This window comes from Bradyrhizobium sp. S3.3.6, from assembly GCF_040546905.1.
GTDB lineage: Bacteria > Pseudomonadota > Alphaproteobacteria > Rhizobiales > Xanthobacteraceae > Bradyrhizobium > Bradyrhizobium cytisi.
Window position 1 is genome coordinate 74,076 of sequence record NZ_JBEPOT010000016.1, and the last position, 26,371, is coordinate 100,446.

The following is a 26,371-nucleotide window of genomic DNA, read 5'->3' on the forward strand; positions in this document are numbered from 1 at the left end:
TCAGCTTTCCGGAACGAGGAAGATCGCGGCGAGCGGCGGAATGGTGAGGCGGAGCTCGGGCGTCTTGCCGTCAACGGTCTGGACCTCGCCGATGTTCCCGACATTGGTGCCCCCATAATGGGCGGAGTCAGAATTGAACACCTCTTTCCACTTGCCGGCAAACGGCACGCGAACGCGGTAGTTGCGGTAGACGTTCGGAGAGAAGTTGACGATCACCAGGCACCGCGCGTGCTCGTCAAATCCCTTGCGCATCCAGGCGAACACGTTGCGGTTGGCGTCATCCGTGATCAGCCATTCGAAGCCGGCCTGGTCGCAATCCATCTGATGCAGCGCCGGCACCGCGCGATAGGCCCGGTTGAGGTCGCGGATCAGTGCCTGGATGCCGGAATGATATTTGTATTCGAGCAGGTGCCAGTCGAGCGACTGATCGTGATTCCACTCGCGGCTCTGCGCGATCTCCGCGCCCATGAACAGCAGCTTCTTGCCGGGATGGCCGAACATGAAGCTGTAATAGGCGCGCAAGTTGGCAAAGCGCTGCCATTCGTCGCCGGGCATGCGACCGAGGAGCGAGCGCTTTCCGTGCACGACCTCGTCATGCGACAGCGGCAGGATGAAGTTTTCCGAGAACGCGTAGTGCAGGCCGAACAGGATATCGCCGTGATGATGCTTGCGATGGATGGGATCCTTGCTGATGTAGTTCAGCGTGTCGTGCATCCAGCCCATATTCCACTTGTAGCCGAAGCCGAGCCCGCCGAATTCCACCGGACGCGAGACCTGCGGCCATGCCGTGGATTCTTCGGCCGCCGTGGTCGCCTGCGGGAAGCGCGCGAACAGTTCGGTGTTGAAGCGGCGCAGAAAGTTTATGGCCTCGATGTTCTCACGGCCGCCATACTGGTTCGGGATCCACGCGCCGGGCGGGCGGCTGTAATCGAGGTAGAGCATGGACGCGACCGCATCGACGCGCAGGCCGTCGATGGCGTAGCGTTCGAGCCAGAACAGTGCGTTCGACACCAGGAAGTTCGTCACTTCGGTGCGACCGTAATTGTAGATCAGCGTGCCCCAGTCGAGGTGGCGGCCCTGCAGCGGGTTGGCGTGCTCGTAGAGCGAGGTGCCGTCAAAGCTGCCGAGCCCGTGCGGATCGTCCGGGAAATGACCGGGCACCCAGTCGAGCAGCACACCGATGCCCTCGCGATGGCAGGCATCGACCAGGGCGGCAAAATCCTCGGGCGAACCGAAGCGGCTGGTTGGTGCATAGAGGCCGGTCGGCTGATAGCCCCAGGAGCCGTCGAACGGATGCTCGCTGACAGGCAGGAATTCGAGATGAGTAAAGCCCATATCGCGCGCATAAGCCGGCAGCTGCTCGGCGAGCTCGCGATAGGTCAGCCATTCGTCGCCGTTCTTGCGCCGCCACGAGCCGAGATGGACCTCGTAGATCGACATCGGCGCCGAGAGCGCGTTGATGCCGTCGGGCGCAGGACGCGGCCGTGGCAAATGCGCTTCGTCGAACACGATGGAGGCCGTCTTCGGCCGAACCTCGCTGGCAAATGCCAGCGGGTCGGATTTCAGCGGCAGCAGATGGCCGTGTGGCCCGATGATCTCGAATTTGTAGTGGTCGCCGGCCTTGGCGTGCGGAATGAACAATTCCCAATAGCCGGCGCCGCGCACCCGCATCGGGTGACGCCGCCCATCCCAGAAATTGAAATCGCCGACCACGGACACGCGTCGCGCATTCGGGGCCAGCACCACGAAGCCGATGCCGTCGATGCCCTCCAGCCGCATCGGATGCGCGCCGAGCTTGTCGTAGATCCGCTGATGGGTACCTTCGCCGAGCAGGTAGAGGTCGAAATCGGTCAGGATCGGCGGGAAGCGATAGGCATCCTCGAACTCGACGACGTTGTCGCCGAATTTGGCGCGGAGCTGGTAATGCTTCGAGCCGTTGGGCAGGGCACCGATGAACAGGCCGGAATCGTGGACGCGGTCGAGCTGGGCGACCTCGCCATGCTCGCCGACGGCCTCGACATTCGAGGCTTCGGGCAGGAAGGCGCGCACCACGCTCTTGCTCCCCTCGGGGTGCAGCCCGAGATAGTGGAAGGGGTCGGAGTGGCGGCCCTCGATGATCGCGTAGGCTTCGGCTGGCAGTTTAGGCATGGGCTTCGCTCTCGGCATTGGACAGAATGCGAAGCAGGCCGGTCAGCGGCGCATTGAGCCCCTCCGGCCGGTGGGACAGCTCGTACTCTACCTCGTCGAACGCTTGATCAAGCAGGAAAAACCTTAACATGCCGTCCGCGGAATGGTTCTCTTCCGGCCAGAGCCGTCGATCGGTCATGGCCTCGCGATAGGCGGACAGGAAGGTCGCGGTGGCGCGCTCGCGCCATTCGTCCAGCGCCGCCGTGAGCCGGCCCTGCTCGTCGCTGCCCCCGGAGATCGCCCGGTTAAGCGCCGCGTTAACCGAAAGATCAATCGAGCGGACCAGACCCGCGACGTCGCGCGCGGCAGGCAGCTTGCCCCGCTTGTCTGCCAGCGCGAGACGCGGATCGCCGTCGAAATCGATGATGAAGATGTCGTCCTTCACGATCAGAATTTGCCCGAGGCGGAAGTCGCCATGATGACGGATGTTCAACCCGCCGATGTCCGATGGCAAGAGCGCATTGAGGTGGTCGGGCAGGGTCGCGCGCACCGCGACCAGCTGGTCGATCAGCGGACGGTCGCCCTCACGCAGGCCATCGCGGCTGTCAGCCAGCCGTTCGATGACGCGCTCAGCGCGAGCCTTGAGGTCTGAGATCCAGCGCTTGACGTGCGCGGAGCCGATCGGCTCTGGCGCGAGAGCGGCGGGCTTTGCGGCGGCCAGAGCCACGTGCAGCTCGGCAAGTCGCCGGCCGGTCTGCGCCATGAAATGCAGATAGGGCGCCTGCTCCTGGGTGGCCCGGGGCATCTCGTCCACCGGCCCCAGCCGCTGCTCATCGATGTAGCGGTCGAGATAACCCGTGGTCACGGCCCAGCCGTCGCCCTGGTTTTCGACATAGGCGTGCAAAACGCCGACCGCGCTGCGGCTATCGCCTTCGACCAGCTCGACGCTGCCAAGCAGCGCCGGTGTATTGGGGAAGCGCACGATCTCCGTGAGATAGTGGCCGATCTCGATCTCCGGGTTGGCGCCGCTTTCGAGCTGGCGATAGATCTTGGCGACATACTGGTTGTCGACCAGGGCTGTGCTGTTCGATTGCTCGATCGCGCGGATGCGCGCGGGCTCCTTCACGATGTACTCGGAAAACAGGCTGGTCGGCCTGAATTCGAGCCTCAGATTGTTCTCCTCCACCACCAGGTTCTGCGACAAGCCTCGCAGGAACAGTCCGATGAAGATCTGATCCGTGGCGACGTCGAGCAGCGTGCCTTCGCGCGCGCCCTGGCGTACGGCGGCAAGTGCCTTCGGGTTGAAGCGTTCACGGTCGAAGCGCATCCACTCGATCTGCATCGGCAGCACATAGCGCGTGGTGACGCCGTCCTTCGCCGTCTCGAAGAATGCGATCCAGGGCCGGTTGTCGCCGATGTCGCAGAACGGCACCGCCGAGGTCAGCGTGGGCTTGATGTGCTTGGGGTTGTGCTCGGGATACCAGCGCGTTCGCGACAGGAAGCCCGGCAGCACGTCGTGCTCGAACACGCCGCGTTCGCGGGCCAGCGATACCCAGGTCGAATTGACCGGGACCACCAGCGTCTCGAATTCCGGCACGGCGCTCGGCGCCACCAGCTCGGACTTGTCGCGCTCCTGAAGCTGGAACCAGTAGAAGCCGTAAGGCCCCAGCGTGATCATGTAAGGCAGCTCGCCGATCGGCGGAAAACGCGTGCGGCCGAGCATCTCCTGCGGGATGCGGTCCTTCCACGGCGACAGATCGAGCTCGGTCGCCTGCGCCGCGCGCGACAGATTCGCGACGCAGAGGATCACCTCGTCGCGATATTGCCGGACATAGGCGAGCACGGCGCGGTTGGCCGGGCGGATGAAGGTCATGGTGCCGCGGCCAAAGGCCAGCGTCGACTTGCGTACCGAGATCAGCCGCTTGGTGGCGCTGAGCTGCGAGGACAGGCTGCGCGACTGCGCTTCCACGTTGACCGACTCGTAGCCGTAGACGGGATCCATGATCAGCGGTGCGTAGAGGCGGGCCGGATCGGCACGGGAGAAGCCGCCGTTGCGGTCCGGGCTCCACTGCATCGGCGTGCGCACGCCGTTGCGGTCGCCGAGATAGATATTGTCGCCCATCCCGATCTCGTCGCCGTAATAGATGATTGGCGTGCCGGGGAAGGACAGCAGCAGCGAGTTCATCAGCTCGATCTTGCGCCGGTCATTGTCCATCAGCGGCGCGAGGCGCCGGCGGATGCCGACGTTGATGCGGGCGCGCGGATCATTGGCGTAAGTGGTCCAGAGATAGTCACGCTCGACGTCGGTGACCATCTCCAGCGTCAGCTCGTCATGGTTGCGCAGGAATAGCGCCCATTGGCAGCTCGCGGGAATGTCCGGCGTCTGCCGCAGAATGTCGGTGATCGGGAAGCGGTCCTCCTGCGCGATCGCCATGTAGATGCGCGGCATCAGCGGGAAGTGGTAGGCCATGTGGCATTCGTCGCCACGGCCGAAATATTCCTGCACGTCCTCCGGCCATTGATTGGCTTCGGCCAGCAGCAGCTTTCCCTTGGAGTAGGCATCCATCTCCTGGCGCAGACGTTTGATGATCGCATGCGTCTCGGGGAGGTTCTCGTTCGAGGTGCCTTCGCGCTCGCAGAGATAGGGAATCGCATCGAGCCGGAAGCCGTCGACACCGGCATCGAGCCAGCGCTTCATCACCTGGATGAGAGCGCTGACCACGCGCGGATTGTCGAAATTGAGATCCGGCTGGTGCGAGAAGAAGCGGTGCCAGTAGAACGCACCGGCCTCGGGATCCCAGGTCCAGTTCGACTTCTCGGTGTCGGTGAAGATGATCCGCGTGCCCTGGTATTTCTGGTCGGTGTCGCTCCAGACATACCAGTTGCGGGCGCTCGAGCCGGCAGGACTGCGGCGCGCGCGCTTGAACCATTTGTGCTGGTCGGACGTGTGATTGACGACGAGCTCGGTGATGACGCGCAAGCCGCGCTTCTGCGCCTCCTGGATGAAGCGCTTGAAATCCTTCATCGTCCCGAAATCGGGATTGACGGCGCCGTAGTCGGCGATGTCGTAGCCGTCGTCGCGGCCGGGCGAGGGGTAGAACGGCAGCAGCCACAGCGCGGTGACGCCGAGATCCTGCAGATAGGGCAGCTTCTCGGTCAGGCCCGCGAAATCGCCGATGCCGTCGTTGTTGCTGTCGGCAAAGGCCTTGACGTGGAGCTGGTAGATGACGGCGTCCTTGTACCAGAGCTCATCCACGATCTCGGCAGCCTCGACCTTCTTGGCATCGACGGAAGACAAAACATTCATGGCGTGAATCCTTACGCCAGACAGCGGAACAAGAGCGCCGGATCGCGGTCGGGATCGATACGCAATTTGATCCCGCCCCATTCGATGCGGGACTGTTCGCCGGTGAGGAGATTTTCGAGGGCGGTGACGTGGCGGCGTTCGCCGCCGACATCGATGGTGAGGTCGCCTAGCGGCAACCAGAACTCACGCGCATGACGTGAGAGTGCGATTGCCGCGACAACGGTGTTGGCCGGATCAACCGCCTCCTTGGCGAAGGCGATGGTCTCGCCGTCCTCGATGCTGAGAAAGCGCAGGTCCACCGTCTGCTGAAGCGCAGCGTTCTCGTTGCGGATGCGGTTCAACTCCGTGATGTAGGGCTTGATGTTGCCGGCCTTGTCCCAGTCGCGCTGCCTGATCTGATACTTCTCGGAATCCTGATATTCCTCGCGGCCGGGAACGGCTTCATGCTCGAGCAGCTCGAACCCGCTATAGACGCCGTAATTGCCCGACAGCGTTGCGGCCAGCGCGAGCCGCGATTTGAACGCCCAGGCCTCACCGCTTTGGAGGTGATAGGGCAGCAGGTCCGGCGTGTTGACGAACAGGTTCGGCCGATAAAAGTCGCGCTCCGGATAACGCGTCAGCTCGCCGAGATATTGCTCCAGCTCCCACTTCCCGGTGCGCCAAGGGAAATAGCTGAAGGATTGCGCGAAGCCGAGCTTGGCGAGGCCCTTCATCAGCTTCGGCCGTGCAAAGGTCTTGGAGAAAAGGACCACCTCGGGATGCCGGCGGCGGATGTCCAGGATGAGCCACTCCCAGAACGGAAGCGGCGCGGTGTCGTGATTGTCGATGGCGAAGATGGTCACGCCGTGGTCGATCCAGAACAGCATCGCGTCGCGAAACGCGTTCCAGAGCCCGACCCGGTCGACGGAGGCGAAATCGGGGATGACGATATCCGAATAGGGACCATCCGCCGTGCGTACGGAACGGTCCGGCCGCCATTTGAACCACTCCGGATGCTGGATCAGCCAGGGATGGTCCGGCGAGCATTGCACGGCGAAGTCGAGCGCGAGCTCGAGGCCGTATTCCAGGCAGGTCGCGACCAGCGCGCGGAAATCCTCGATGGTGCCGAGCTCGGGATGCAGCGCATCATGGCCGCCCTCGACCGCGCCGATCGCATAGGGCGAGCCGGGCTCGCCCTCGGTTGCGACAGGTGCATTGTTGCGGCCCTTGCGGCGGGTACGGCCGATCGGGTGGATCGGCGTGAAATACAGCACGTCAAAACCCATCGCGGCGATATCGGGTACCCGCGCGATGCAGTCGCGGAGCGTGCCGTGCTGGCCGGCGACCTGGCTCTGGCTGCGCGGCATCATCTGATACCAGGCGCCGAAGCGCGCTCTGTCGCGGTCGATAACCAACGGAAACAGCGGCGAGCGGGTGAGGTCGGGTCGCGCCTGGCTCTCGGCCATGGCCGCGCCCAATTCGGCCGCAAGCAGCGGCGCGACATCGCCGCTGCCGAGATAGTTTTCGCATTGCCTGACAATCACGGCCGCGGCGTCCTGCCGCGCACCATGCGCCTTGGTCAGCAGGCCCGCGCCCTCGATCGCATCGAGCGTGACGTCGCCGCCGGACAGCTGCTTGCGCTCGAGCCCGTGACGCCAGGTGGCGAATTCGTCGGTCCAGGCTTCGATGGCGTAGACATATTGACCTGATACGACTGGTGTGAACGCACCGGACCAGCGGTCATCGCCATGGTGGGTCATGATCTCGCGCTGCCATTCGCGGTCCTGCTCGCCGCGCCAGATCAGCGCGGCGCTGATTGTGGCGTCGCCGTCGCGATAGATATCGGCCCACACCTCGACGCGATCGCCCGCGATCCGCTTCACGGCGAAGCGGCCGCCGTCGATCAAGGGATAGACGTCTTCGATCAGGAAAGCGCTGCCGGCAGCGGCACTCTCGACAGTTTGAATTGTCTTGTTCACGGTGATGCCATTGACAAGAGTGCAGGGGCCCGTTTCCCTTGTCGGGAACCTACGCTTGGTACCTATATAGAAAGCCGCTTGTGTGTCATTGGTTCCCTTGGGAACGGCAGGCGCAGTTTGCGAGTTAAGTGCAGCTAACTTCTTCCGCGACCACGTTAAAATCGATGCCCCCGGCCTGAGAATGGCCTGCAAGCTGCGTGCCGAATGGACCTTTTAGCTCAAGCCCGGATCAAGGGCGTTCAATCCGAATTCGTCGATGCCCTCGGAAAGCTGCGGGTCACCGCGCCCGGCGCGCTGAAATCGATCCTCGACGCCCTGCCCGAGAAGCGGGTTTACCGCTTCGTCAGCGGGCCGGTCGTGGTTCGCGCTCTCGGCAGTCCCCGCACCGAGCTGGCCGCCCTCGGCGCTGCGCCCTTGCAATGGCAAATCACGGGCAGCGGCAATGTGATCGCGCAAGGCGAGACGCGCGAGCCCGTGATCGCCTGGCCGAACGGCCTGCCGCTTGGTTATCATCGGTTGACGCTGACCGACGCGGCAGGTGCGACGGAAGAGGTGCCGATGATCGTGGCACCCGAGCGCGCCTTCGGCGGCGATTTCGACCGCGGTTGGCTGCTCGCCGTGCAGCTCTACGGCGTCCGCTCGAATCGCAATTGGGGCATCGGCGATCTCACCGATCTGGCCGGCCTGGTCAGGCTCGCCAAGCAACTGGGTGCCGACGGCGTCGGGCTCAATCCGCTGCACGTCCTGTTCGACGATCATCCGGCCGATTGCAGCCCCTATTCGCCGAACAGCCGGCTGTTTCTCAATCCGCTCTATATCGACGTCGAGGCCATCCCGGAATTCTCGGCAGACTTCATCCCGGACGCGGCCACGACCGCCGCGCGGCTGCGCCGAGGTGATCGTGTCCCGTATGCCGATATGGCGGCTCTTAAATGGCTGGGCCTGCGCGCCGCCTTTGACAGTTTCGTGAAAAGCGCGAGCGGCGTCCGCCGCAACCAGTTTGACGCTTTCCGTGCCGATCGGGGGCCGCTGCTGTCGCGCTTCGCCTGCTTCGAGGTGCTGCGACATCGTTTCAATGTGCCATGGTGGGAATGGCCGGTGGAATGGCGGCAACCGGACGATGCCAGATGCGCCGAGCTCCGCAGGGGTCCCGACCGCCGCGAGGTCGAGTTCGTCGAATTCGTGCAGTGGACCGCTGACGCGCAATTGCACGCCGCCAAGCAGCTGTCTGCCGAGCTCGGCATGCGCGTCGGGCTCTATCTCGACGTTGCCGTCGGCGTACAGTCCAACGGCTTCGACGCCTGGAACGAGCAGACGGCGATCTCCCGCCACCTTGCGGTCGGCGCGCCGCCCGACGTGCTCAATACCGTCGGGCAGGACTGGGGCCTCGCCGGCTTCAACGCCGGCGGCCTCGAGGCGCAATCCTTCGTGCCGTTCGCCAACATGGTGGCCGCCTCGATGCGGCATGCCGGCGCGATCCGGCTCGATCACGTGCTGGGCCTGAAGCGTTTGTATCTGGTGCCGCGCGGCTTCAAGCCCGACAACGGCGCCTATGTGCAGATGCCGCTCGAGGCGCTGCTGGCCGCGGTCGTGCGCGAGAGCGTCACCCATAAATGCATCGTGATCGGCGAGGACCTCGGCACCGTGCCGGAAGGTTTTCGCGAGACCATGCAGGATTTCGGCATCTGGTCCTATCTCGTGATGATGTTCGAGCGCGACGATGCCGGCCATTTCCGCAATATCGACCACTACCGGCCGAACGCGCTGGTGACGCTGAACACGCATGATCTCTGCACCTATGCGGGCTGGCGCTCCTTTAGCGATCTCAGGATGAAGCGCTCGCTCGGGCTCGATCCCGGCGAGGACGACCAGGCGCGGTGGAACGCGCTCGGCGGACTCGACCAGATCCTGCGCCAGAACGGCATTACCGGCAACGATCTCTATTCCGTGCTCAATTTCCTGTCGCGCACGCCGTCGCGGCTGCTCGCGGTGTCGATGGAAGATTTGCTCGGCGTGATCGACCAGCCCAACATTCCCGGCACGATCGACGAGCATCCGAACTGGCGCCAGCGTCTGCCGGTTGCGCTCGACAAGATCGCCGCCAAGGTCGATCTCGCGGCTTTAAGGGCCGCGACGCGGGAACGTTCCCTGATCGGCGGGAGTTGATAGGCGGGTATCTTTCAGGCTCGCAAGACATTGTCAGAGAAGATCGAGGATTATGCGCTGATCGGCGACTGCGAGACCGCGGCGCTGGTCGGGCGCAACGGCTCGATCGACTGGCTGTGCTGGCCGGCCTTCGATTCCGACGCCTGCTTTGCCGCGCTCCTCGGCACGCGCAAGGCCGGCCGCTGGCTGGTCGCGCCGGGCAAGGACGTCACCGCGGTCTCGCGCCGCTATCTCGGCGATACCCTCATCCTCGAAACGCGATTTGAGACCAAGAGCGGCACCGTTGCGCTGATCGACTTCATGCCGCCGCGGGGCAAGGCCTCCGACATCGTGCGGCTGGTGCGCGGCCTCACCGGTACCGTCAAGATGCGGATGGAGCTCGTGATCCGCTTCGGCTTCGGTGTGGACATTCCCTGGGTGCGCCGCTGCGAGGATCGCTCGCTGCTGGCAGTCGCCGGCCAGGACATGACGGTGCTGCGCACGCCGGTCGAGACGCGCGGCGAGGACCTGACCACCGTCTCCGACTTCGAGGTCAAGGCCGGCGAGACCGTTCCGTTCGTGCTGACCTATGGTCCCTCGCACCTCGATCCGCCCGAGCCAATCGATCCCGAAATCGCGTTCCAGGAGACCGGGAAATTCTGGACGGAGTGGAGTGGCCGCTGCGTTCGCGAGGGCGACTACCGCGAGCTCGTCATGCGCTCGCTAATCACGCTGAAGGCGCTGACCTTCGGCCCGACCGGCGGCATCGTCGCGGCGCCGACCACGTCGCTGCCGGAAAAGCTCGGCGGCGCCAGAAATTGGGACTACCGCTTCTGCTGGCTGCGCGATGCCACCTTCACGCTGCTGGCGCTGATGAACTCGGGCTACACCGAGGAAGCCTCGGCCTGGCACAATTGGCTCCTGCGCGCCGCCGCTGGCTCGCCGGCGAACATGCAGATCATGTACGGCATCTGGGGCCAGCGGCGGCTGCTGGAATGGGAGGCGGGCTGGCTCGATGGCTATGAAGGCGCCCAGCCGGTGCGGGTCGGCAATGCCGCCCACGCCCAGCTCCAGCTCGACGTCTATGGCGAGCTGATCGACGCCTTCCACCAGTCGCGCATGGCCAAGCTCAAGCTCGACGATGAAGCGACCTGGGCGCTGGAACGCGCCGTGCTGCAGCATCTCGCCGAGGTCTGGGACCAGCCCGACCACGGCATCTGGGAGCGGCGCGGCAAGCCGAAGCATTACGTTTTCTCCAAGGTGATGACCTGGGTCGCCTTCGATCGCGGCATCAAGAGCGCCGAGACCTTCGGCTTCAAGGCGCCGCTCTTGCATTGGCGCGCCTTGCGCGAGGCCATTCACCGCGACGTCTGCCACAGGGGATTTGATGCGGAGGAGAACGCCTTCGTCGAATCCTATGGTTCGAAACTGCTCGATGCCAGCGTGCTGCTGCTGCCGGGCGTAGGCTTCCTGCCGTCGGACGATCCGCGCATCCGCGGCACCATCGCCGCCGTCGAGAAGCACATGATGCGCGACGGTTTCGTGCTCCGGCACGATCCCCGCGAGATCTCCGAGGAGAAACAGCCGATCGAGGGCGCGTTCCTGGCCTGCACGCTGTGGCTGGCCGACGCCCATGTGCTGGCGGGCAATCTCGACAAGGCACAAATGCTGTTTGATCGCGTCGCTGCGCTGGCGAACGATGTCGGGCTGCTCGCCGAAGAATACGATTCCGTCGCCCGCCGCCAGACCGGAAATTTCCCGCAGGCGCTGACCCACATCGCGCTCATCAACACCGCGCACAATCTTTCGGCAGCAAGGCACGCGAGCGAGAAGCCGGCGATGCAGCGATCGAAGTAGTGACTTAGCCGGCCCCGTTCCGCTTCAAGATCATCTCCATCGCTTCCGCAAAGCCATCCTGCTCGTTGGTTGCGGTGACGTTTGTCGCCTGGTCCTTGACGCTGTCGGTGGCGTTGCCCATGGCGATCGAGACGCCGCTGACGCGGAACATCGCAAGGTCGTTCTGCATGTCGCCGACGGTTGCTACCGCGTCGGTGGAGATGCCCAGCCGCTTGGCCATGGCCTGCACGAACGTGCCCTTGTCGAAGCCGGGCGGGGTGACGTCGAGATAATAGGTCTGCGAGCGGACGGCAGTGGCCTCGCCGCCGAGCGCCTGCTGCATCGCCTTCTCGCAAGCCTCGAGGCCCGCCGCATCGGCGCTGGCGCCGACAATCTTGCAGGCGCTGGCGAGATAGGGCGAGAAATCCGTTACGATGGTCGGATCGGAGCGGATCGTGTGCTGCTCATGCGCGACATATTTGCCGGCCGGGTTGTCGATCAGCCATTTGTCGTAGGTGAACAGCCAGATGTCGGCGCCGAATTCACGGAGGATCCGCAGTGACCGTTCGGCGGCGCTTTTCGGGATCAAATGCTGCTCGACCGGGTTCATCTCGGGATCGACGATCGAGGAGCCGTTGAACGGGCCGACCGGCAGCCACAGCGCCAGCGGCTCGATCAGGAAGCGCATGCCGATCGCAGGCCGGCTGGAGGTGATGGTGAAGCCGATGCCGGCCTGGTGCAGCCGCTGCACGGCGGACCTCGCGCGCTCCGTCAGCGTCTTGTCCTTGGTCAGCAGCGTACCGTCGACATCGGAGACCACCAGTGAGATTTTCGTCATGGCTTGCGTTTCCCGCCGTCGATTTTCAACTGCCGCACGATGCCGTCCACGATCGCCTCGACCGATTCATCGATCGACGCCGTGATGACATGCTCGCTCGCCTCGGGCGGCTCCAGCGTGTTGAACTGGCTGGTGAGGAGCCCGGGCGGCATGAAATGACCCTTGCGGTGCGCGAGCCGGTCGGCGATCAGCTCCTGCGTGCCCTTCAGGAACACGAAGCGCACGTCGTCGCGTCCGCGCAGCAGCACGTCGCGATAGGTGTGCTTGAGCGCCGAACAGGCGATGATGACGTGCTCGCCCTTGTTGCAGACCCGCGCGATCTCGTCGGCGATGGCGTTGAGCCAGGGCCAGCGGTCCTCGTCGGTGAGCGGATGGCCGGCTCTCATCTTCTCGACATTGCTCGGGGGGTGAAAGCTGTCGCCGTCCTCGAATCGCCAGCCCAGCCGCTTGCCGAGCAATTCCGCCACCGTGCTCTTGCCCGAGCCCGACACGCCCATCACGATCAACGCACAAGGTGCTTTAGCGCCCGCCACGAATCCCCTCCGGAAGCGCGGCCTGGTCGACCAGCCAGAGGGTCTCGCCATTCGAGCGCGCGCGTACAGCCGGCAGAGTCTCGCCATTGAGGAGGCGCGTCAAGATCGGCTGCTTGTCATGCCCGGCAATCTCGAACAGCATCTCGCGGCAGGAGGCCAGCGCAGGCAGCGTCAGCGAGACCCGCGACACGAAGGGCGCGACATTGGCCTTGGGCACGCCGACGACCCAGCGCGCGGTCTCCTCGACGGCGGGATAGCCGGGAAACAGCGAGGCGGTGTGGCCATCAGGGCCTGCGCCCATCAGGACGAGGTCGAACAGCGGCCGCGCCGGATCGAGCTGGTCCGAGCCGTAGAAGGCCTGCAGCTCGCGCGCATAGGTTTCCGCACTCTGGTCGGGGCTCTCGGCTGTGGTCGGAATCGGATGGATATGGCCTGGTGGCGCGTTGCGATCGAGGAAGATCTCGCGCGCGACGGCCATGTTGTTGAGAGGATCGCTCTCGGGGACAAAACGCTCGTCGCCGATGAACCAGTGCACGCGATCCCATGGAATCTTGCCACGCCAAGCCTCGCTGCTGAGCAGCTGATAGAGCTTCTTCGGGCTCGAGCCGCCGGTGAGGCAGATTGCGATCCGGCCGGGATTGGCAACCACCCGCGCCACCACCCGCTCCGCGGCGGCCTGCGCCAGGGCTTCCGCGTCGGCCACGACGATCAGCTTCGGCTGCCCGGCCGTCGCCATCACGAAAATTTCCGCCAGCTGCGGCCGTCGCGCCGCAGCAGCTCGTCGGCACAGGCCGGGCCGTCGCTGCCGGCGGGGTAGGTTTCGATGCCGTTGCTGCCCGCATTCTTCCAGGCATCGAGGAATGGCTGCACCGCCTGCCATCCGGCTTCGATGCCGTCGGCGCGCTGGAACAGGATGTTGTCGCCGATCATGCAGTCGTAGATCAGCGTCTCGTATCCGGTCGAGGGATCGGCCTGGAAATAATCGCCGTACTTGAACTTCATCTCGACGCCGTCGATGGTGATGCTCGGTCCCGGAATCTTGGCGTTGAACTGAAGCTCGATGGTCTCGGTCGGCGCAATGCCGATGGTGAGGAAATTTTGCGAGAGACGGTCGACCGCCGTGCCGGAGAACATCGAGAGCGGCGCCTGCTTGAACTTGATTGCGACTTCCGTTCGTTTATGTCCCAACGCCTTGCCGGTGCGCAGATAGAACGGCACGTCGGCCCAGCGCCAATTGTCGATCATCAGCTTCAGCGCGACAAAGGTCTCGGTGGCGCTGCCGGGCTTGACGTCCTCGGTCTTCCGATAGTCCGGTATTTCGTCGTCGCCGATCCGGCCCGCGAGATATTGCGCGCGGACAGAATTCTTGAGCGCCTCCTCGTGACTCGGCTGCTGGATCGCGGTGAGCACCTCCGCCTTCTCGGAGCGCACGGAATGGGCGTCGAAACGCGCCGGCGGCTCCATCGCGACCAGCGACATCAGCTGAAACAGATGGTTCGGCACCATGTCGCGCAGCGCGCCGGTGGCGTCGTAGAAGCCGCCGCGGTGGCCGACGCCGAGCTTCTCCTCGACCGTGATCTGGATGTGGTCGATGTGGTTGCGATTCCAGATCGGCTCGAACATGCCATTGGCAAAGCGCAGCACCAGAATGTTCTGCACCGTCTCTTTGCCGAGATAATGATCGATCCGGTAGATCTGGTGCTCGCCCATGATCTTCAGCAACTCGGCATTCAGGGCCCGCGCCGAGGTGAGATCGGTGCCGAACGGTTTTTCGATCACCAGCCGCCGCCAGGCGCCGTTCTCCTTCATCATGCCGGTGCGGCCGAGCTCGCGTGCGGTCGGTGCGAATGCAGCGGGCGGGGTCGCCAGATAGAACAGGCGATTGCCGCCGGTGTCTTGCGCGCATTCCAGCGAATCCAGATGCTCGCGCAGGCGATCGAAGGAGGGCGGGTCCTTCGGATCGGCCTCGACGAAGGTGACGCACTCCAGCAGTCTCTGGGCGATATCGTCGTCCACGGGTCGCGTTGCGAATTGCTTCAGGCCCTTCAACAGACCGTCGCGCAGATCGTCATCCGACATGGCGTTGCGGCCCACACCGACGACGCAAAATTTCTCCGGCAGCAAATGTTCTGCGGCAAGATTGTAAAGCGAGGGGATCACGAGACGGTGCGTGAGATCGCCGGTGGCGCCAAAAATGACGAAGGCGCAATTTTCCGGCTTGGGCTTTGCTTGCGGGTCTTTTGTCACGAACGATTGGCCTTCGCTGTGTTGCTTGTTGCTTCGACTTCTTATTCGGGCTTCGAAGCGTCCGGCTGCTTCGGCTCCTTGTGGCCGCCGAACCCCGCGCGCATCGCCGAGAGAATTTTTTCGGCGAAGGTGTGGTCCTTGCGGGAACGGAAACGTGTGTAGAGCGCTGCCGTCAGGACTTCGGCCGGCACGGCCTCGTCGATCGCCGCATTCACGGTCCAGCGTCCCTCACCGGAATCCTCCACGAAGCCGGAATATTCAGCCAGTGCGGGGCTGTCGGCGAGCGCGGTCGAGGTGAGATCGAGCAGCCATGACGGGATCACGCTGCCGCGCCGCCAGACTTCGGCGATGTCCGCGAGATCGAAATCGTAACGATGATCGGCAGGCAGGGCGTCGATATTGGCGTTTTTGAGAATGTCGAATCCTTCCGCATAGGCCTGCATCAGGCCGTATTCGATGCCGTTGTGGATCATCTTGACGAAATGGCCCGCGCCGACGGGACCGGCATGGATGTAGCCCTGCTCGATGCGCGGATCGCGCCCGTCACGTCCCTCCGTGCGTGGAATATCGCCGGCGCCGGGCGCTAGGGCTGCGAAGATCGGATCGAGCCGGTCGACGACCTGTTTCTCGCCGCCGATCATCATGCAATAGCCGCGGTCGAGCCCCCAGACGCCGCCGGACGTGCCGACGTCTACATAGTGGATGCCGCGCGCCTTCAGCGCCTTGCCGCGCCGGACGTCGTCCTGCCAGAAGGTGTTGCCGCCGTCGATGATGACGTCGCCCTCCTGCATCACGCCCGCGATCGTGTCGATCGTTTGCTCGGTGATGCGGCCCGCAGGCAGCATCACCCAGGCCGCGCGCGGCCGCTCCAGTTTCGAGATGAACTCTTCCAGCGTCGCCGAGCCGACAGCGCCATCCGCGGCGAGACCGGCGACGGCCTTGGCGTCCTTGTCATAGACCACGGTCGAATGGCCGTGGTGCATCAGCCGGCGAACGATGTTGCCGCCCATCCGGCCGAGGCCGATCATGCCGAGTTGCATTGAGAAATTCCTCTTAATTCAGCGCGTCAGTAAGCGCGGCATTGAGCGCAGCGAGACCTTTCTTGAGCGGCCCCTTCAGGTGCACCCGAAGCGCGCGACGGCCGCGCTCGGTGAGCACGTCGAAATCGCCGCGTGCCTGCGCCGCCTTGATCACGCCAAAACTTGCCTTCTGGCCCGGCACGGCCAGGTCCTTGGCGTCATCTGCGGTGATCTGGAGGAACACGCCGCTGTCGGGCCCGCCCTTGTAGGCCTGACCCGTGGAGTGCAGGAAGCGCGGTCCGAATTCGGCGGCAGTCGCCAGATGCCGTTTCTCCAGCACGGCCGTCCGCATCTCCTGCAGCGCCTCGATTGTGGCCTTGTCGCGGGCGATGTAGCCGAGCAGGGCAAAATAATCGCCGCGCCGCGAGCGCGTGATATGTGCCCTGAGCCAGGAGGTGAGGTCGCCATTGGCTCCCATCGTGCGCAACGCGACTGCGTTGGTGTCGTTGGTGTAGAGGTCGAATTCCGCGGTGCTGACCACGGGCTCTTCGGCCGGCAGCGCGCCGGTCTTCTCGTAGGCTGACGTCAGCTCGCGGGTCTTGATCTTGGCGGCTTCGACGTCGGGCTGGTCGAACGGGTTGATGCCGAGGATCGAGCCTGCCACCGCCGTCGCCATCTCGAAGCGGAAGAACTCCTGACCGAGATGGTCGATCGACTTCATGACGATGCGCACCACGGGATGGCCGGCCGCCTCGATCCCGGCAAGTGCCGAGTCGTGCGCGGCGTCTGTCTCGCCCTCGGTGCGGATGTCGATGAAGAAGCGGTCGTTGCCGTAGAGCGAGGACTCGCCCAGCGGCTCGCCGGCGATCGGGATCAGGCCCTTGCCCTCCTTGCCGGTCGATTCCGCGATGAGCTGCTCGGCCCAGGCGCCGAAATCGGCGATCTTCTTCGACGACAGGATTGTCACCTTGTCGCGGCCTTCGAGTCCGGCGAGGCCCATGGCGAGGCCGAGCTGGACGCCCGGGTTCTCGCTTGGCGGCACGTCCGGTCCGCAGGAGCGAGCCATCGAGAGCGCATGCTTGACCAAGGTCTTGACGTCGATGCCGGCCGTGGCCGCCGGCACCAGGCCGAACGGCGACAGCACCGAATAGCGGCCGCCGATCGACGGTTCGCCATGGAAGACGCGGGCGTAGTTGAGCTTCTTCGCCGCCTTTTCCAGCGAGGAGCCTGGGTCGGTCACCGCGATGAAGCGGAAGCCGGTCTTGGCCTTCGGGCCGAGCGCCTGCGCGACGCGCTCATGGAAATAATCCTTCATCGCGTTCGGCTCGGTGGTGCCGCCGGATTTGCTGGAGACGATGAACACGGTCTTGGCGATGTCGATCTTGGCCTCCATCGCCCGCACCTGCGCCGGATCGGTGGAATCCAGCACGTGCAGCTTCGGGAAGCCCGCTTTCCTCGCAAAGGTCTCGGCCAGCACCTCCGGTCCGAGGCTCGATCCGCCCATGCCGAGCACGACGGCGTCGGAGAAGTTCTGGCCCTTCACGCGGTTGGCATAGTCCTCGTAGTCGGCGACGTCGGCTTTCGCTGCGCTGTCGAGCCAGCCGAGCCATTTGTCCTCGTCCGTCCCCGTCCAGACCGATTTGTCGCGCTGCCACAGCCTGCGGATCTTTGCCGATGCGCGCCATTCCTCGGTGCTCTTGGCCACGGCCTTGCCGAGGCCGTCCCCCAGCGAGAGCTGCTGGCGGTCGATCGCGGGGCCGAGCACGGTGGCGCGCTTGTGGGCGACGGCGCCGTAGAGCTTGTCGGCGGCGTCGGCGAACTGCTTGACGCCGTCCTTGACGAGTTCCTCGGTGATGGCATCGAGCGAGACGCCGGAGCGCTCCAGCTCTTCCAGCACGCGGCGGGCGTCGTCGACGTTCTCCTCCAGGCTGTCGCGCAGCTTGCCGTGGTCGCGGAATGCATCCAGCGTCGCCGGCGGCATGGTGTTGATGGTGTCGGGGCCGATCAGCTCCTCGACATAGAGCACGTCGCTGTAGTCCTTGTTCTTGGTGCCGGTCGAGGCCCACAGCATGCGCTGCGGCTTGGCGCCCTTGGCGGCGAGCTTGTCCCAGCGCGGGCCCGAGAACAGGCGCTTGTAATCCTGATAGGCGACCTTCGCGTTGGCGATCGCGACCTTGCCCTTCAGCGCGGCGAGCCGCTCTTTCTCGGATGGGTCGTTGGCCCGCGCGATCTTCTCGTCGAGCTGCTTGTCGACCATGGAGTCGATGCGGCTGACGAAGAAGCTCGCCACGCTCGCGACATGCGAGGGGTCGCCGCCGCCGGCGATATATTTCTCGAGGCCGGCGAGATAGGCCTCGGCGACCTCGAGATAGACTGCCTTGGAGAACAACAGCGTGATGTTGATGCTGACGCCGTCGCCGATCAGCGTTTCGATCGCCGGCAGGCCCTGAGGCGTCGCCGGCACCTTCACCATCAGGTTCTTGCGGTTGACGTCCTTCCAGAGCCGCCGTGCCTCGGTGACGGTACCGGCGGTGTCCATCGCCAGATAGGGCGAGACCTCGAGGCTGACATAGCCGTCATGGCCTTTGAGGCGGTCATAGACCGGCCGCAGCACGTCGGCGGCGTTCTGGATGTCCTCGATCGCGACCGCCTCGAACAGATCGGCCACGGTCCGGTCGCCGCGCTTCAGCGCCTTGCCGATCGAGGCGTCGTACTCGTCCGAGCTACCGATCGCCTTCTCGAAGATCGACGGATTGGAGGTGACGCCCTTGAGGCCGTCGTCGTCGATCAGCCGCTTCAGGTCGCCCTTGGCGATGAAGCCGCGGGCGAGGAAGTCCAGCCAGACGGCTTGTCCGTGCTTTTCCAGTTCTTTGACGGGATTCATGATGCTTATTTATCTCCAAGCCTGCGGGCGGAGGGGGTTTCCGCGCCGGTCCTGACGCGCTATCCTTTAGCTCACATGCTCCCGGGAGGGAACCAATCTCACATGCTCCCGGGAGGGAACCAATCAAGGGTATTGGCGTCATTCTCTCAGCTTAACTCCGTCGCGATCATGGCGATCCAGGCGGCAGTTGTCCTTTTGCGTAATAAAAATTTGGCCGCGATGGTTCGGCCGAGGCGTTGTTGCGTGAGGACATCGGTCGCGTCGCGAAGTGTCGTCAGCGGTTATCGATCCGTCTGATCGTCATTGGCTCGGTCGCGAATGGCCATGCTGGGGGAAGCATGCACGCAAATCCTGATGGCGTCGCCGTAGCCGATCACGGGCCATCGATCGCGTCGACCGTCTGCATCGGCGCATCCCATGATCTCGACATCGGTCAATCCGTCATGCGGCTCCTGGTCGCGGCGCACCTCGCGATGATGCGGCGGCGCGCAAGCGTTGCTTTCAAAAGGCTTGCTTTCAAAAGGCTTGCTTTCAGACGGCTTGCCTTCAAGTCAAGCGCGGCAGCTCTTCTGCATCCGGGCCGCCACGCAGAACGACGTTATCCGTTCGGAGGGTTTGGCGACCGATTATGATACAGCGCTGCGCGCTTGCCCACGCATCGCATCGCAGCAGGAAGATGAACGCGGCGCGCAAGGCATCGCTCTGCAAGCGTCATAAGTTTGCCGCTGGCAAATTGTCATGTTGCAGTGCCCGAGGGACTCGTCCCCGGTATTGCCCGGATGTGGCGAGCGAGTGACATTTTCTGGAAATGAGCGAAGATGGATAGAGATTCGCACAAATTACAGGCAAGTGCCTGTTCGTAATTCAGCGAGTGCCTACCTTGTGCGTTGCGTCGTCTCGGCACCCGGGTGTCCAATGATGGTCATGTGCTCACGCTGATTCGAGAAGCGGCCTGAGGAACGGTCCAGTAACTGCTTTCGTTTCAGCTTGTAGCGGAACTCACGCGGAGAGGGATCATGTACAACGATTCTCTATTCAACGCTTTCGCTAAGTCGTTCGAGGCGAGAAGCCAGCACGACATGTCGATGGCGGAATACCTGGAATCGTGTCGAAGCGATCCCATGAAATACGCGAACTCGGCCGAACGGTTACTGGCGGCGATCGGCGAGCCCCAGACGATCGACACGGCCAAGGACCCACGCCTTGGCCGTATTTTTTTGAACCGCACGATCCGCACCTATCCGGCCTTCGCCGGCTTCTACGGCATGGAAGAAACCATCGAGCGCATCGTCGGTTTCTTCCGCCATGCGGCGCAGGGCCTGGAAGAACGCAAGCAGATCCTCTATCTGCTCGGACCGGTCGGCGGCGGCAAATCCTCGCTCGCCGAGCGGCTGAAGTCGCTGATGGAGGTGCATCCGATCTACGTGCTCAAGGCCGGGGATGAACTCTCGCCGGTGTTCGAGAGCCCGCTCAGCCTGTTCGATCCCGATCAGCTCGGTCCGATGCTGGAAGAGAAGTACGGCATTCCGCGCCGGCGTCTCACCGGCTTGATGAGCCCGTGGTGCTACAAGCGGCTGGAGGCCTTCGGCGGCGACATCTCGCAATTCCGCGTCGCCAAGATTCAGCCGTCGCGGCTGCGCCAGATCGGTATCGCCAAGACCGAGCCCGGTGACGAGAACAACCAGGACATCTCCTCGCTGGTCGGCAAGGTCGATATCCGCAAGCTCGAGACCTACGCGCAGAACGATCCCGACGCCTACAGCTATTCCGGCGGCCTCAACCGCGCCAATCAGGGCGTGCTCGAATTCGTCGAGATGTTCAAGGCGCCGATCAAGATGCTGCATCCGTTGCTGACCGCAACGCAGGAAGGCAACTATATCGGCACCGAGAACATCGGCGCGATCCCGTTCACAGGCGTCATCCTCGCGCACTCCAACGAGGCGGAGTGGTCGAGCTTCAAGGCCAACAAGAACAACGAAGCCTTCATCGACCGCATCTGCGTTATCAAGGTGCCCTATGTCCTGCGCTACACCGAAGAGCAGAAGATCTACGAAAAGCTGATCCAGGGCTCCGAGCTTGCGTCTGCACCGTGCGCGCCGGCGACGCTGGAAACGATGGCGCGATTCTCGGTGATGTCGCGGCTACGCAAGCACGAGAATTCCACGCTGTTTGCCAAGATGCGGGTTTATGATGGCGAAAGCCTGAAGGAATCCGATCCCAAAGCGCGCAGCGTCCAGGAATACCGGGATGCCGCCGGCGTCGACGAAGGCATGGACGGTGTCTCCACGCGCTTTGCCTTCAAGATCCTGGCCGCGACCTTCAACCACGATCCGCAGGAGGTTGCCGCCGACGCCGTGCACCTGATGTATGCGCTGGAACAGTCGATCCGCCGCGAGCAGCTTCCTGAGGAAATCGAAAAGCGTTACCTCGAATTCATCAAGGCGGAACTTGCGCCGCGTTATGCCGAGTTCATCGGCAACGAGATCCAGAAGGCCTATCTGGAATCCTACTCGGATTACGGCCAGAACCTGTTCGACCGCTACGTGGATTACGCCGACGCCTGGATCGAGGACCAGGATTTCAAGGATCCCGACACCGGACAACTCCTTGATCGCGATCTCTTGAACCAGGAGCTGACCAAGATCGAAAAACCGGCCGGCATCGCCAACCCGAAGGATTTCCGCAACGAGGTGGTCAAATTCTCGTTACGGTCGCGCGCCCAGAACGGCGGCAAGAATCCGACCTGGACCTCCTACGAGAAGATTCGCGATGTGATCGAAAAGCGGATATTCTCTCAGGTCGAGGACCTGCTTCCGGTCATCTCGTTCGGGTCTAAGAAGGACGGCGAGACGGAGAAGAAGCACGGCGAGTTCGTCGCACGCATGGTGGAGCGCGGCTACACCGAGCGTCAGGTTCGCCGACTGGTCGAATGGTACATGCGCGTGAAGCAAGCCGGTTGAGACGGATGAGAAAGTGGCCATTCACATTATTGACAGGCGCCTGAATCCAGGCGGCAAGAGTCTTGAGAACCGGCAGCGGTTCTTGCGTCGGGCCAAATCCCTGGTGCAGGGCGCCGTCAAGAAGACCTCGCAGGAACGCGACATCAAGGACGTCCTGGAGGGTGGTGAGGTCACGATACCGCTCGACGGCATGCACGAGCCGCGTTTCCGCCGTGAAGGCGGAACGCGCGACATGGTGCTGCCCGGCAACAAGAAGTTCATCGAGGGCGACTACCTCCAGCGCTCCGGCCAGGGCAGCGCCAAGGATTCCGGTCCCGGCGAAGGCGACAGCGAGGACGCCTTCCGCTTTGTGCTCAGCCGCGACGAATTCGTCGATCTCTTCCTCGACGATCTCGAGCTGCCCGATCTCGCCAAGCGCAAGATTGCACAGACGGAGAGCGAGGGCATCCAGCGCGTCGGCTATACCACGTCGGGGTCGCCCGCCAACATCTCGGTCAGCCGCACCGTAAAGCTCGCGCTGGCGCGCCGCATCGCGCTCAAGCGTCCCAGCAAGGACGAGATCGAAGCGCTGGAAGCCGAGATCGCCGCCTGCGCCGACGAGGACGAACGCGTGGAGCTTCTCGCCCGGCTCGAAAAGCTGAAGGCGAAGACCAAGCGCATTCCCTTCATCGATCCGCTCGACATCCGCTACCGCCGCTACGAGAAGGTGCCGCGGCCGGTGGCGCAGGCCGTGATGTTCTGCCTGATGGACGTCTCCGGCTCGATGTCCGAGCATATGAAGGATCTCGCCAAACGCTTCTATATGCTGCTCTACGTGTTCCTGAAGCGTCGCTACAAGCATGTCGAGATCGTCTTCATCCGCCACACCGACCGCGCCGAGGAAGTGGACGAGCAGACCTTCTTCTACGGCCCGGCCTCCGGCGGCACGTTGGTCTCCAGCGCGCTGCAGGCGATGCATGAGATCGTGCGCGAACGCTTCAATCCGGCGGACTGGAATATCTACGCGGCGCAAGCCTCCGACGGCGACAATTCCTATTCCGACGGTGAGCTCACCGGCCTGCTGCTGACCGAGAAAATCCTGCCGGTCTGCCAGTTCTTTGCCTATCTCGAGGTCGGAGAATCCGGCGGCAGCGCCTTCGATCTGTCCGATTCCTCGCTCTGGACCCTTTATGAGCGCCTGCGCAACGGCGGCGCACCGCTCTCGATGCGCAAGGTCAGCGAGCGCAGCGAGATCTTCCCGGTGTTCCACGATCTGTTCCAGCGCCGCGAGACTTCTCAGGAGAAAGCCGCTCCATGACGGAACGCTTGTTCGAAGGCGCCGATTGGGATTTCCACACCTTGCAGCGCATCACCGATGCCTGCGAGGAGGTGGCGTTGAAGGATCTTGGGCTCGACGTCTACCCGAACCAGATCGAGGTGATCACCGCCGAGCAGATGCTGGATGCCTATTCATCCGTCGGCATGCCGCTGTTCTATAAGCACTGGTCGTTCGGCAAGCATTTTGCGTATCACGAGGCGTCGTATCGCAAGGGCCTGATGGGCCTCGCCTATGAGATCGTGATCAACTCCTCGCCCTGTATCTCCTACCTCATGGAGGAGAACACGGCGACGATGCAGACGCTGGTGATCGCGCACGCCGCCTTCGGCCACAACCACTTCTTCAAGAACAACTACCTGTTCAAGCAGTGGACCGATGCCGAAGGGATTCTCGACTACCTGGATTTCGCCAAGAAATACGTGATGCAATGCGAGGAGCGCTACGGCCGCACCGAGGTCGAGCGCACGCTTGACGCGGCGCACGCGCTGATGTCGCACGGCATCGACCGTTATCCCGGCAAGAAGAAGCTGGATTTACGCGAGGAAGAGAAGCGGGCAGGGCGCCGCCGCCAGCACGAAGAGGAAGTCTTCAACGACCTCTGGCGCACCGTGCCCAAGGGTGCCTCGAAGAGCAGGACCGCGATCTCGCTCGAGCGGCGCCGCAAGCTACTCGGTCTGCCGCAGGAAAACCTGCTCTACTTCCTGGAGAAGAGCGCGCCGCGGCTGGCGCCCTGGCAGCGCGAGCTGCTGCGCATCGTCCGCCACATCGCGCAATATTTCTATCCGCAGAGCCAGACCAAGGTGATGAACGAGGGGACGGCGACCTACGTCCACTATCGCATCATGACCCAGCTGCATCAGCAGGGCCGCATCACCGACGGCAACTTCCTCGAATTCCTGGGATCACACACCAATGTCGTGTTCCAGCCCGAATTCGACGATCAGCGTTTCTCGGGCTTCAACCCCTATGCGCTGGGCTTCGCCATGATGCAGGACATCGAGCGCATCGTCACCAGTCCGTCGGACGAGGACCGCGAATGGTTCCCTGACATCGCCGGCAAGAACGACGTGATGGGCGTGCTGCGCGACGTCTGGGCCAACTACCGCGATGAAAGCTTCATCGCCCAGTTCCTGAGCCCGAAGCTGATGCGGCACTTCCGCATGTTCCATCTGCATGACGATCCCGAGGAGCGCGCCGGCATCCGGGTTGACGCCATTCACGACGACCGCGGTTTCCGCCGCGTCCGCCGCGAGCTGGCGCGGCAGCACGACGTCGGCTACATCGACGCCAATATCGAGGTGGTCGATGTCGATCTCTCCGGCGACCGCCGGCTGATCCTGCACCACCGCGTCATCAAGGGCTCGCAGCTCAACGAGACCGATGCCAAGCGGGTGCTCCAGCATCTGGCCGATCTCTGGACCTACGACGTCGCGCTGATCGAGGTCGACGGGAGCGACAAGGTGCTGCGCGAATACGTCGTGAGCCCGCGGCCGATCACAGCGGCCGCGTAACGCCGCTGACTGCGCGGAAGTGACAAGGCGAGATGCGCGTCAATGTGCCCTCGCCCCTTGTGGGAGAGGGCAGCGACGCCGGCAGACACAAGCTCACTGGGTGAGGGGTATCTCTCCGCACTTTCCCGTGTCGATAGAGACCCCTCATCCGGCGCTTCGCGCCACCTTCTCCCACAAGGGGAGAAGGAAGGCGCAACACGTGCTCTAGGCCGATTGCTTCTTCACCGGCTTCTTCTTCGCCTTGGACGCATTCAGCGCCACGGCCGCGCGGATCAGTGCCTTCAGCGCCTTTTCGTTGATCTTGGCGCCCTCGGGAATATCGATCGCGCGCCGTACATTGCCGTCGAGGCTGGAATTGAACAGGCCGGCCGGGTCGTCCAGCGCCGCGCCCCTGGCAAAGGTCATCTTGACGACGGCCTTGTAGGTCTCGCCGGTGCAGATGATGCCGTCGTGCTCCCACACGGGAACGCCGCGCCATTTCCATTCCTCGACCACCTCAGGATCGGCCTCCTTGATCAGCTCGCGGATTCGCTTCAGCGTCTCGCCGCGCCAGTCGCCGAGCTCGTTGATCCTGCCGTCGATCATCTTGGCAGGCGAAGGTGCATCGGTGTCCTTCGCGGCCTTTGCCGTCACCGCCTTTTTCATGATCGCGCCCCGCTGCGCCGGCCGACATAGGGCAGCGCGAACAGATAGAGCCCGGTCGCGAGCAGCGGGATCAGCGGCACGAAGGCCAGTAAGCCGATCCATGTCGCTTGAATCTGCATGGTCAGCGCGACGATGTTGGCTATCACGGCGAGCGTGAAGGCAAGCGACAGCCAGCGATGGATCTGTCGAATCCACATGTTCGAGCTCATTTCGGTCTCCTTGGGAATGTTCGGAATGGACGCCAGCGGCCGGGCTATTCGGCCCGCGCCAGCAGCTCGTCCAGCTTGGTGAAAAACTGTTTCCAGCCGGCATGCGCGCCGCCATAGGCCTGCTTCTGGCTGGGGCGGAAGCCCGCCTGCTCGACGCGCAGATGCGTGCCGGCGCCTTGCGGGGTGAGCGTGAACGTCACCACGCTTTTGAGGTCGTAGGCTGAATCCTCATGCGTGAAATTCCAGGTGTAGGCGAGCGTGCGCTGCGGCTCGATGGCGAGCACCTCACAATCGAGCACGCCGCCCCATTCGCCGCGGAGATTGAAGCGGTGACCGACCGTCGGCTTGAAGTCGTTCTTCATCAGCCATTCCTCGATCAGATGCGGCTGCGTCAGCGCGCGCCACAGCCGCTCCGGCGGATATGCAAATTCCCGCTCGATGACCACGGAACGTGTTTCGGTCGCAGCCTCAGTCATTGGTCCATCCTCTTGAGGAGATCGTCGAGCGCATCGAGCCGATTCTGCCAGAAGCCCGCCATCTGGCTGGTCCAGTCGATCAGCGGATTGAGCGCGCCTGGCTGCGCGCTGTAATGGGTCTGGCGTCCTTCATGGCGGTCGCGCACCAGGCCCGCCTGCTTCAAGGCGCCGAGATGCTTTGAGACCGCCGGTTGGGAAACGCCGGATCGCGCGGTCAGTGCCCCGACCGTCTGCTCGCCCTCGCGGCACAGCCGCTCGAAGATCGCCCGCCGTGTGGGGTCGGCGAGCGTCCGGAACAGAAGGTCGGGGGCGGCGGACATGCGCAATCCATAACTCGTAGGTTATGGATTGATTCATA

Annotated in this window: 19 protein-coding genes; 6 read left to right on the forward strand and 13 right to left on the reverse strand. The window is 63.6% G+C overall.

Annotated features, from left to right (window positions below):
• Genes glgB through ABID59_RS33210 form a run of 3 tightly spaced genes read right to left on the reverse strand, consistent with a single transcriptional unit; the run spans position 1 to position 7,392 of the window.
• Positions 1-2,148, reverse strand: a complete 2,148-nt coding sequence (gene glgB / locus ABID59_RS33200; RefSeq protein WP_246230258.1) for a 1,4-alpha-glucan branching protein GlgB — start codon at positions 2,146-2,148, stop codon at positions 1-3.
• A complete protein-coding gene (gene treS, locus ABID59_RS33205; protein WP_354086157.1) occupies positions 2,141-5,434 on the reverse strand; it encodes a maltose alpha-D-glucosyltransferase in 3,294 nt (1,097 codons plus the stop codon). Before treS ends, glgB begins: the two co-directional genes overlap by 8 nt.
• A gap of 11 nt (positions 5,435-5,445) precedes the next feature.
• Positions 5,446-7,392: a maltotransferase domain-containing protein gene (locus ABID59_RS33210; protein WP_354086158.1), complete on the reverse strand. Its 1,947-nt coding sequence runs from the start codon at positions 7,390-7,392 to the stop codon at positions 5,446-5,448.
• A gap of 204 nt (positions 7,393-7,596) precedes the next feature.
• On the opposite strand from ABID59_RS33210, the gene malQ reads away from it, so the two are divergent.
• Both malQ and ABID59_RS33220 read left to right on the forward strand, forming a co-directional pair.
• On the forward strand, positions 7,597-9,558 hold the full coding sequence (gene malQ / locus ABID59_RS33215; RefSeq protein ID WP_354086159.1) for a 4-alpha-glucanotransferase: 1,962 nt from the start codon (positions 7,597-7,599) through the stop codon (positions 9,556-9,558).
• A gap of 30 nt (positions 9,559-9,588) precedes the next feature.
• A complete protein-coding gene (locus ABID59_RS33220) occupies positions 9,589-11,394 on the forward strand; it encodes a glycoside hydrolase family 15 protein (RefSeq protein WP_354086160.1) in 1,806 nt (601 codons plus the stop codon).
• A 4-nt stretch (positions 11,395-11,398) separates the two neighbouring features.
• Here ABID59_RS33220 and ABID59_RS33225 read toward each other — a convergent pair whose 3' ends face one another.
• From ABID59_RS33225 to ABID59_RS33250, 6 genes are read right to left on the reverse strand one after another with little or no spacing between them, the layout of a single operon-like run.
• On the reverse strand, positions 11,399-12,211 hold the full coding sequence (locus tag ABID59_RS33225) for an HAD family hydrolase (RefSeq protein WP_148754753.1): 813 nt from the start codon (positions 12,209-12,211) through the stop codon (positions 11,399-11,401).
• The gene (locus ABID59_RS33230; RefSeq protein ID WP_354086161.1) at positions 12,208-12,744 is read right to left on the reverse strand and encodes a gluconokinase; all 537 of its coding nucleotides are present in this window, start codon (positions 12,742-12,744) and stop codon (positions 12,208-12,210) included. Before ABID59_RS33230 ends, ABID59_RS33225 begins: the two co-directional genes overlap by 4 nt.
• Positions 12,731-13,480, reverse strand: a complete 750-nt coding sequence (gene pgl / locus ABID59_RS33235) for a 6-phosphogluconolactonase (protein ID WP_354086162.1) — start codon at positions 13,478-13,480, stop codon at positions 12,731-12,733. Before pgl ends, ABID59_RS33230 begins: the two co-directional genes overlap by 14 nt.
• Positions 13,480-14,991, reverse strand: coding sequence for a glucose-6-phosphate dehydrogenase (gene zwf, locus ABID59_RS33240; protein ID WP_354086163.1), 1,512 nt, complete (start codon positions 14,989-14,991; stop codon positions 13,480-13,482). Before zwf ends, pgl begins: the two co-directional genes overlap by 1 nt.
• A 41-nt stretch (positions 14,992-15,032) precedes the next feature.
• Complete coding sequence (gene gnd / locus ABID59_RS33245) at positions 15,033-16,031, reverse strand: phosphogluconate dehydrogenase (NAD(+)-dependent, decarboxylating) (RefSeq protein WP_148754749.1); 999 nt, start codon at positions 16,029-16,031, stop codon at positions 15,033-15,035.
• Positions 16,032-16,044: 13 nt separating this feature from the next.
• The gene (locus ABID59_RS33250) at positions 16,045-18,894 is read right to left on the reverse strand and encodes a bifunctional transaldolase/phosoglucose isomerase (RefSeq protein ID WP_354086164.1); all 2,850 of its coding nucleotides are present in this window, start codon (positions 18,892-18,894) and stop codon (positions 16,045-16,047) included.
• A 239-nt stretch (positions 18,895-19,133) separates the two neighbouring features.
• On the opposite strand from ABID59_RS33250, the gene ABID59_RS33255 reads away from it, so the two are divergent.
• The 4 genes from ABID59_RS33255 to ABID59_RS33270 all read left to right on the forward strand — a co-directional run bounded on the left by ABID59_RS33255 (position 19,134) and on the right by ABID59_RS33270 (position 24,683).
• Positions 19,134-19,526 carry a hypothetical protein gene (locus ABID59_RS33255; RefSeq protein ID WP_354086165.1) on the forward strand — a complete coding sequence of 131 codons (393 nt, stop codon included), beginning with the start codon at positions 19,134-19,136 and terminating at the stop codon, positions 19,524-19,526.
• Positions 19,527-19,910: 384 nt separating this feature from the next.
• The gene (locus ABID59_RS33260; RefSeq protein ID WP_148754747.1) at positions 19,911-21,854 is read left to right on the forward strand and encodes a PrkA family serine protein kinase; all 1,944 of its coding nucleotides are present in this window, start codon (positions 19,911-19,913) and stop codon (positions 21,852-21,854) included.
• A gap of 19 nt (positions 21,855-21,873) precedes the next feature.
• Positions 21,874-23,151: a YeaH/YhbH family protein gene (locus ABID59_RS33265; RefSeq protein ID WP_187435276.1), complete on the forward strand. Its 1,278-nt coding sequence runs from the start codon at positions 21,874-21,876 to the stop codon at positions 23,149-23,151.
• The gene (locus tag ABID59_RS33270; RefSeq protein ID WP_148754745.1) at positions 23,148-24,683 is read left to right on the forward strand and encodes a SpoVR family protein; all 1,536 of its coding nucleotides are present in this window, start codon (positions 23,148-23,150) and stop codon (positions 24,681-24,683) included. Before ABID59_RS33265 ends, ABID59_RS33270 begins: the two co-directional genes overlap by 4 nt.
• Positions 24,684-24,887: 204 nt before the next feature.
• Here the strand turns inward: ABID59_RS33270 and ABID59_RS33275 are convergent, their stop codons facing one another.
• Genes ABID59_RS33275 through ABID59_RS33290 form a run of 4 tightly spaced genes read right to left on the reverse strand, consistent with a single transcriptional unit; the run spans position 24,888 to position 26,333 of the window.
• A complete protein-coding gene (locus tag ABID59_RS33275; RefSeq protein ID WP_354086166.1) occupies positions 24,888-25,328 on the reverse strand; it encodes a DUF1801 domain-containing protein in 441 nt (146 codons plus the stop codon).
• Positions 25,325-25,537, reverse strand: coding sequence for a hypothetical protein (locus ABID59_RS33280; protein ID WP_187435263.1), 213 nt, complete (start codon positions 25,535-25,537; stop codon positions 25,325-25,327). The genes ABID59_RS33275 and ABID59_RS33280 overlap by 4 nt, the downstream gene beginning before the upstream one ends.
• A gap of 44 nt (positions 25,538-25,581) precedes the next feature.
• Positions 25,582-26,013, reverse strand: a complete 432-nt coding sequence (locus ABID59_RS33285) for an SRPBCC family protein (RefSeq protein ID WP_354086167.1) — start codon at positions 26,011-26,013, stop codon at positions 25,582-25,584.
• Entirely contained in the window at positions 26,010-26,333 is a 324-nt protein-coding gene (locus tag ABID59_RS33290; protein WP_354086168.1) for an ArsR/SmtB family transcription factor, read from the reverse strand. Before ABID59_RS33290 ends, ABID59_RS33285 begins: the two co-directional genes overlap by 4 nt.
• Positions 26,334-26,371 lie beyond the last annotated feature (38 nt).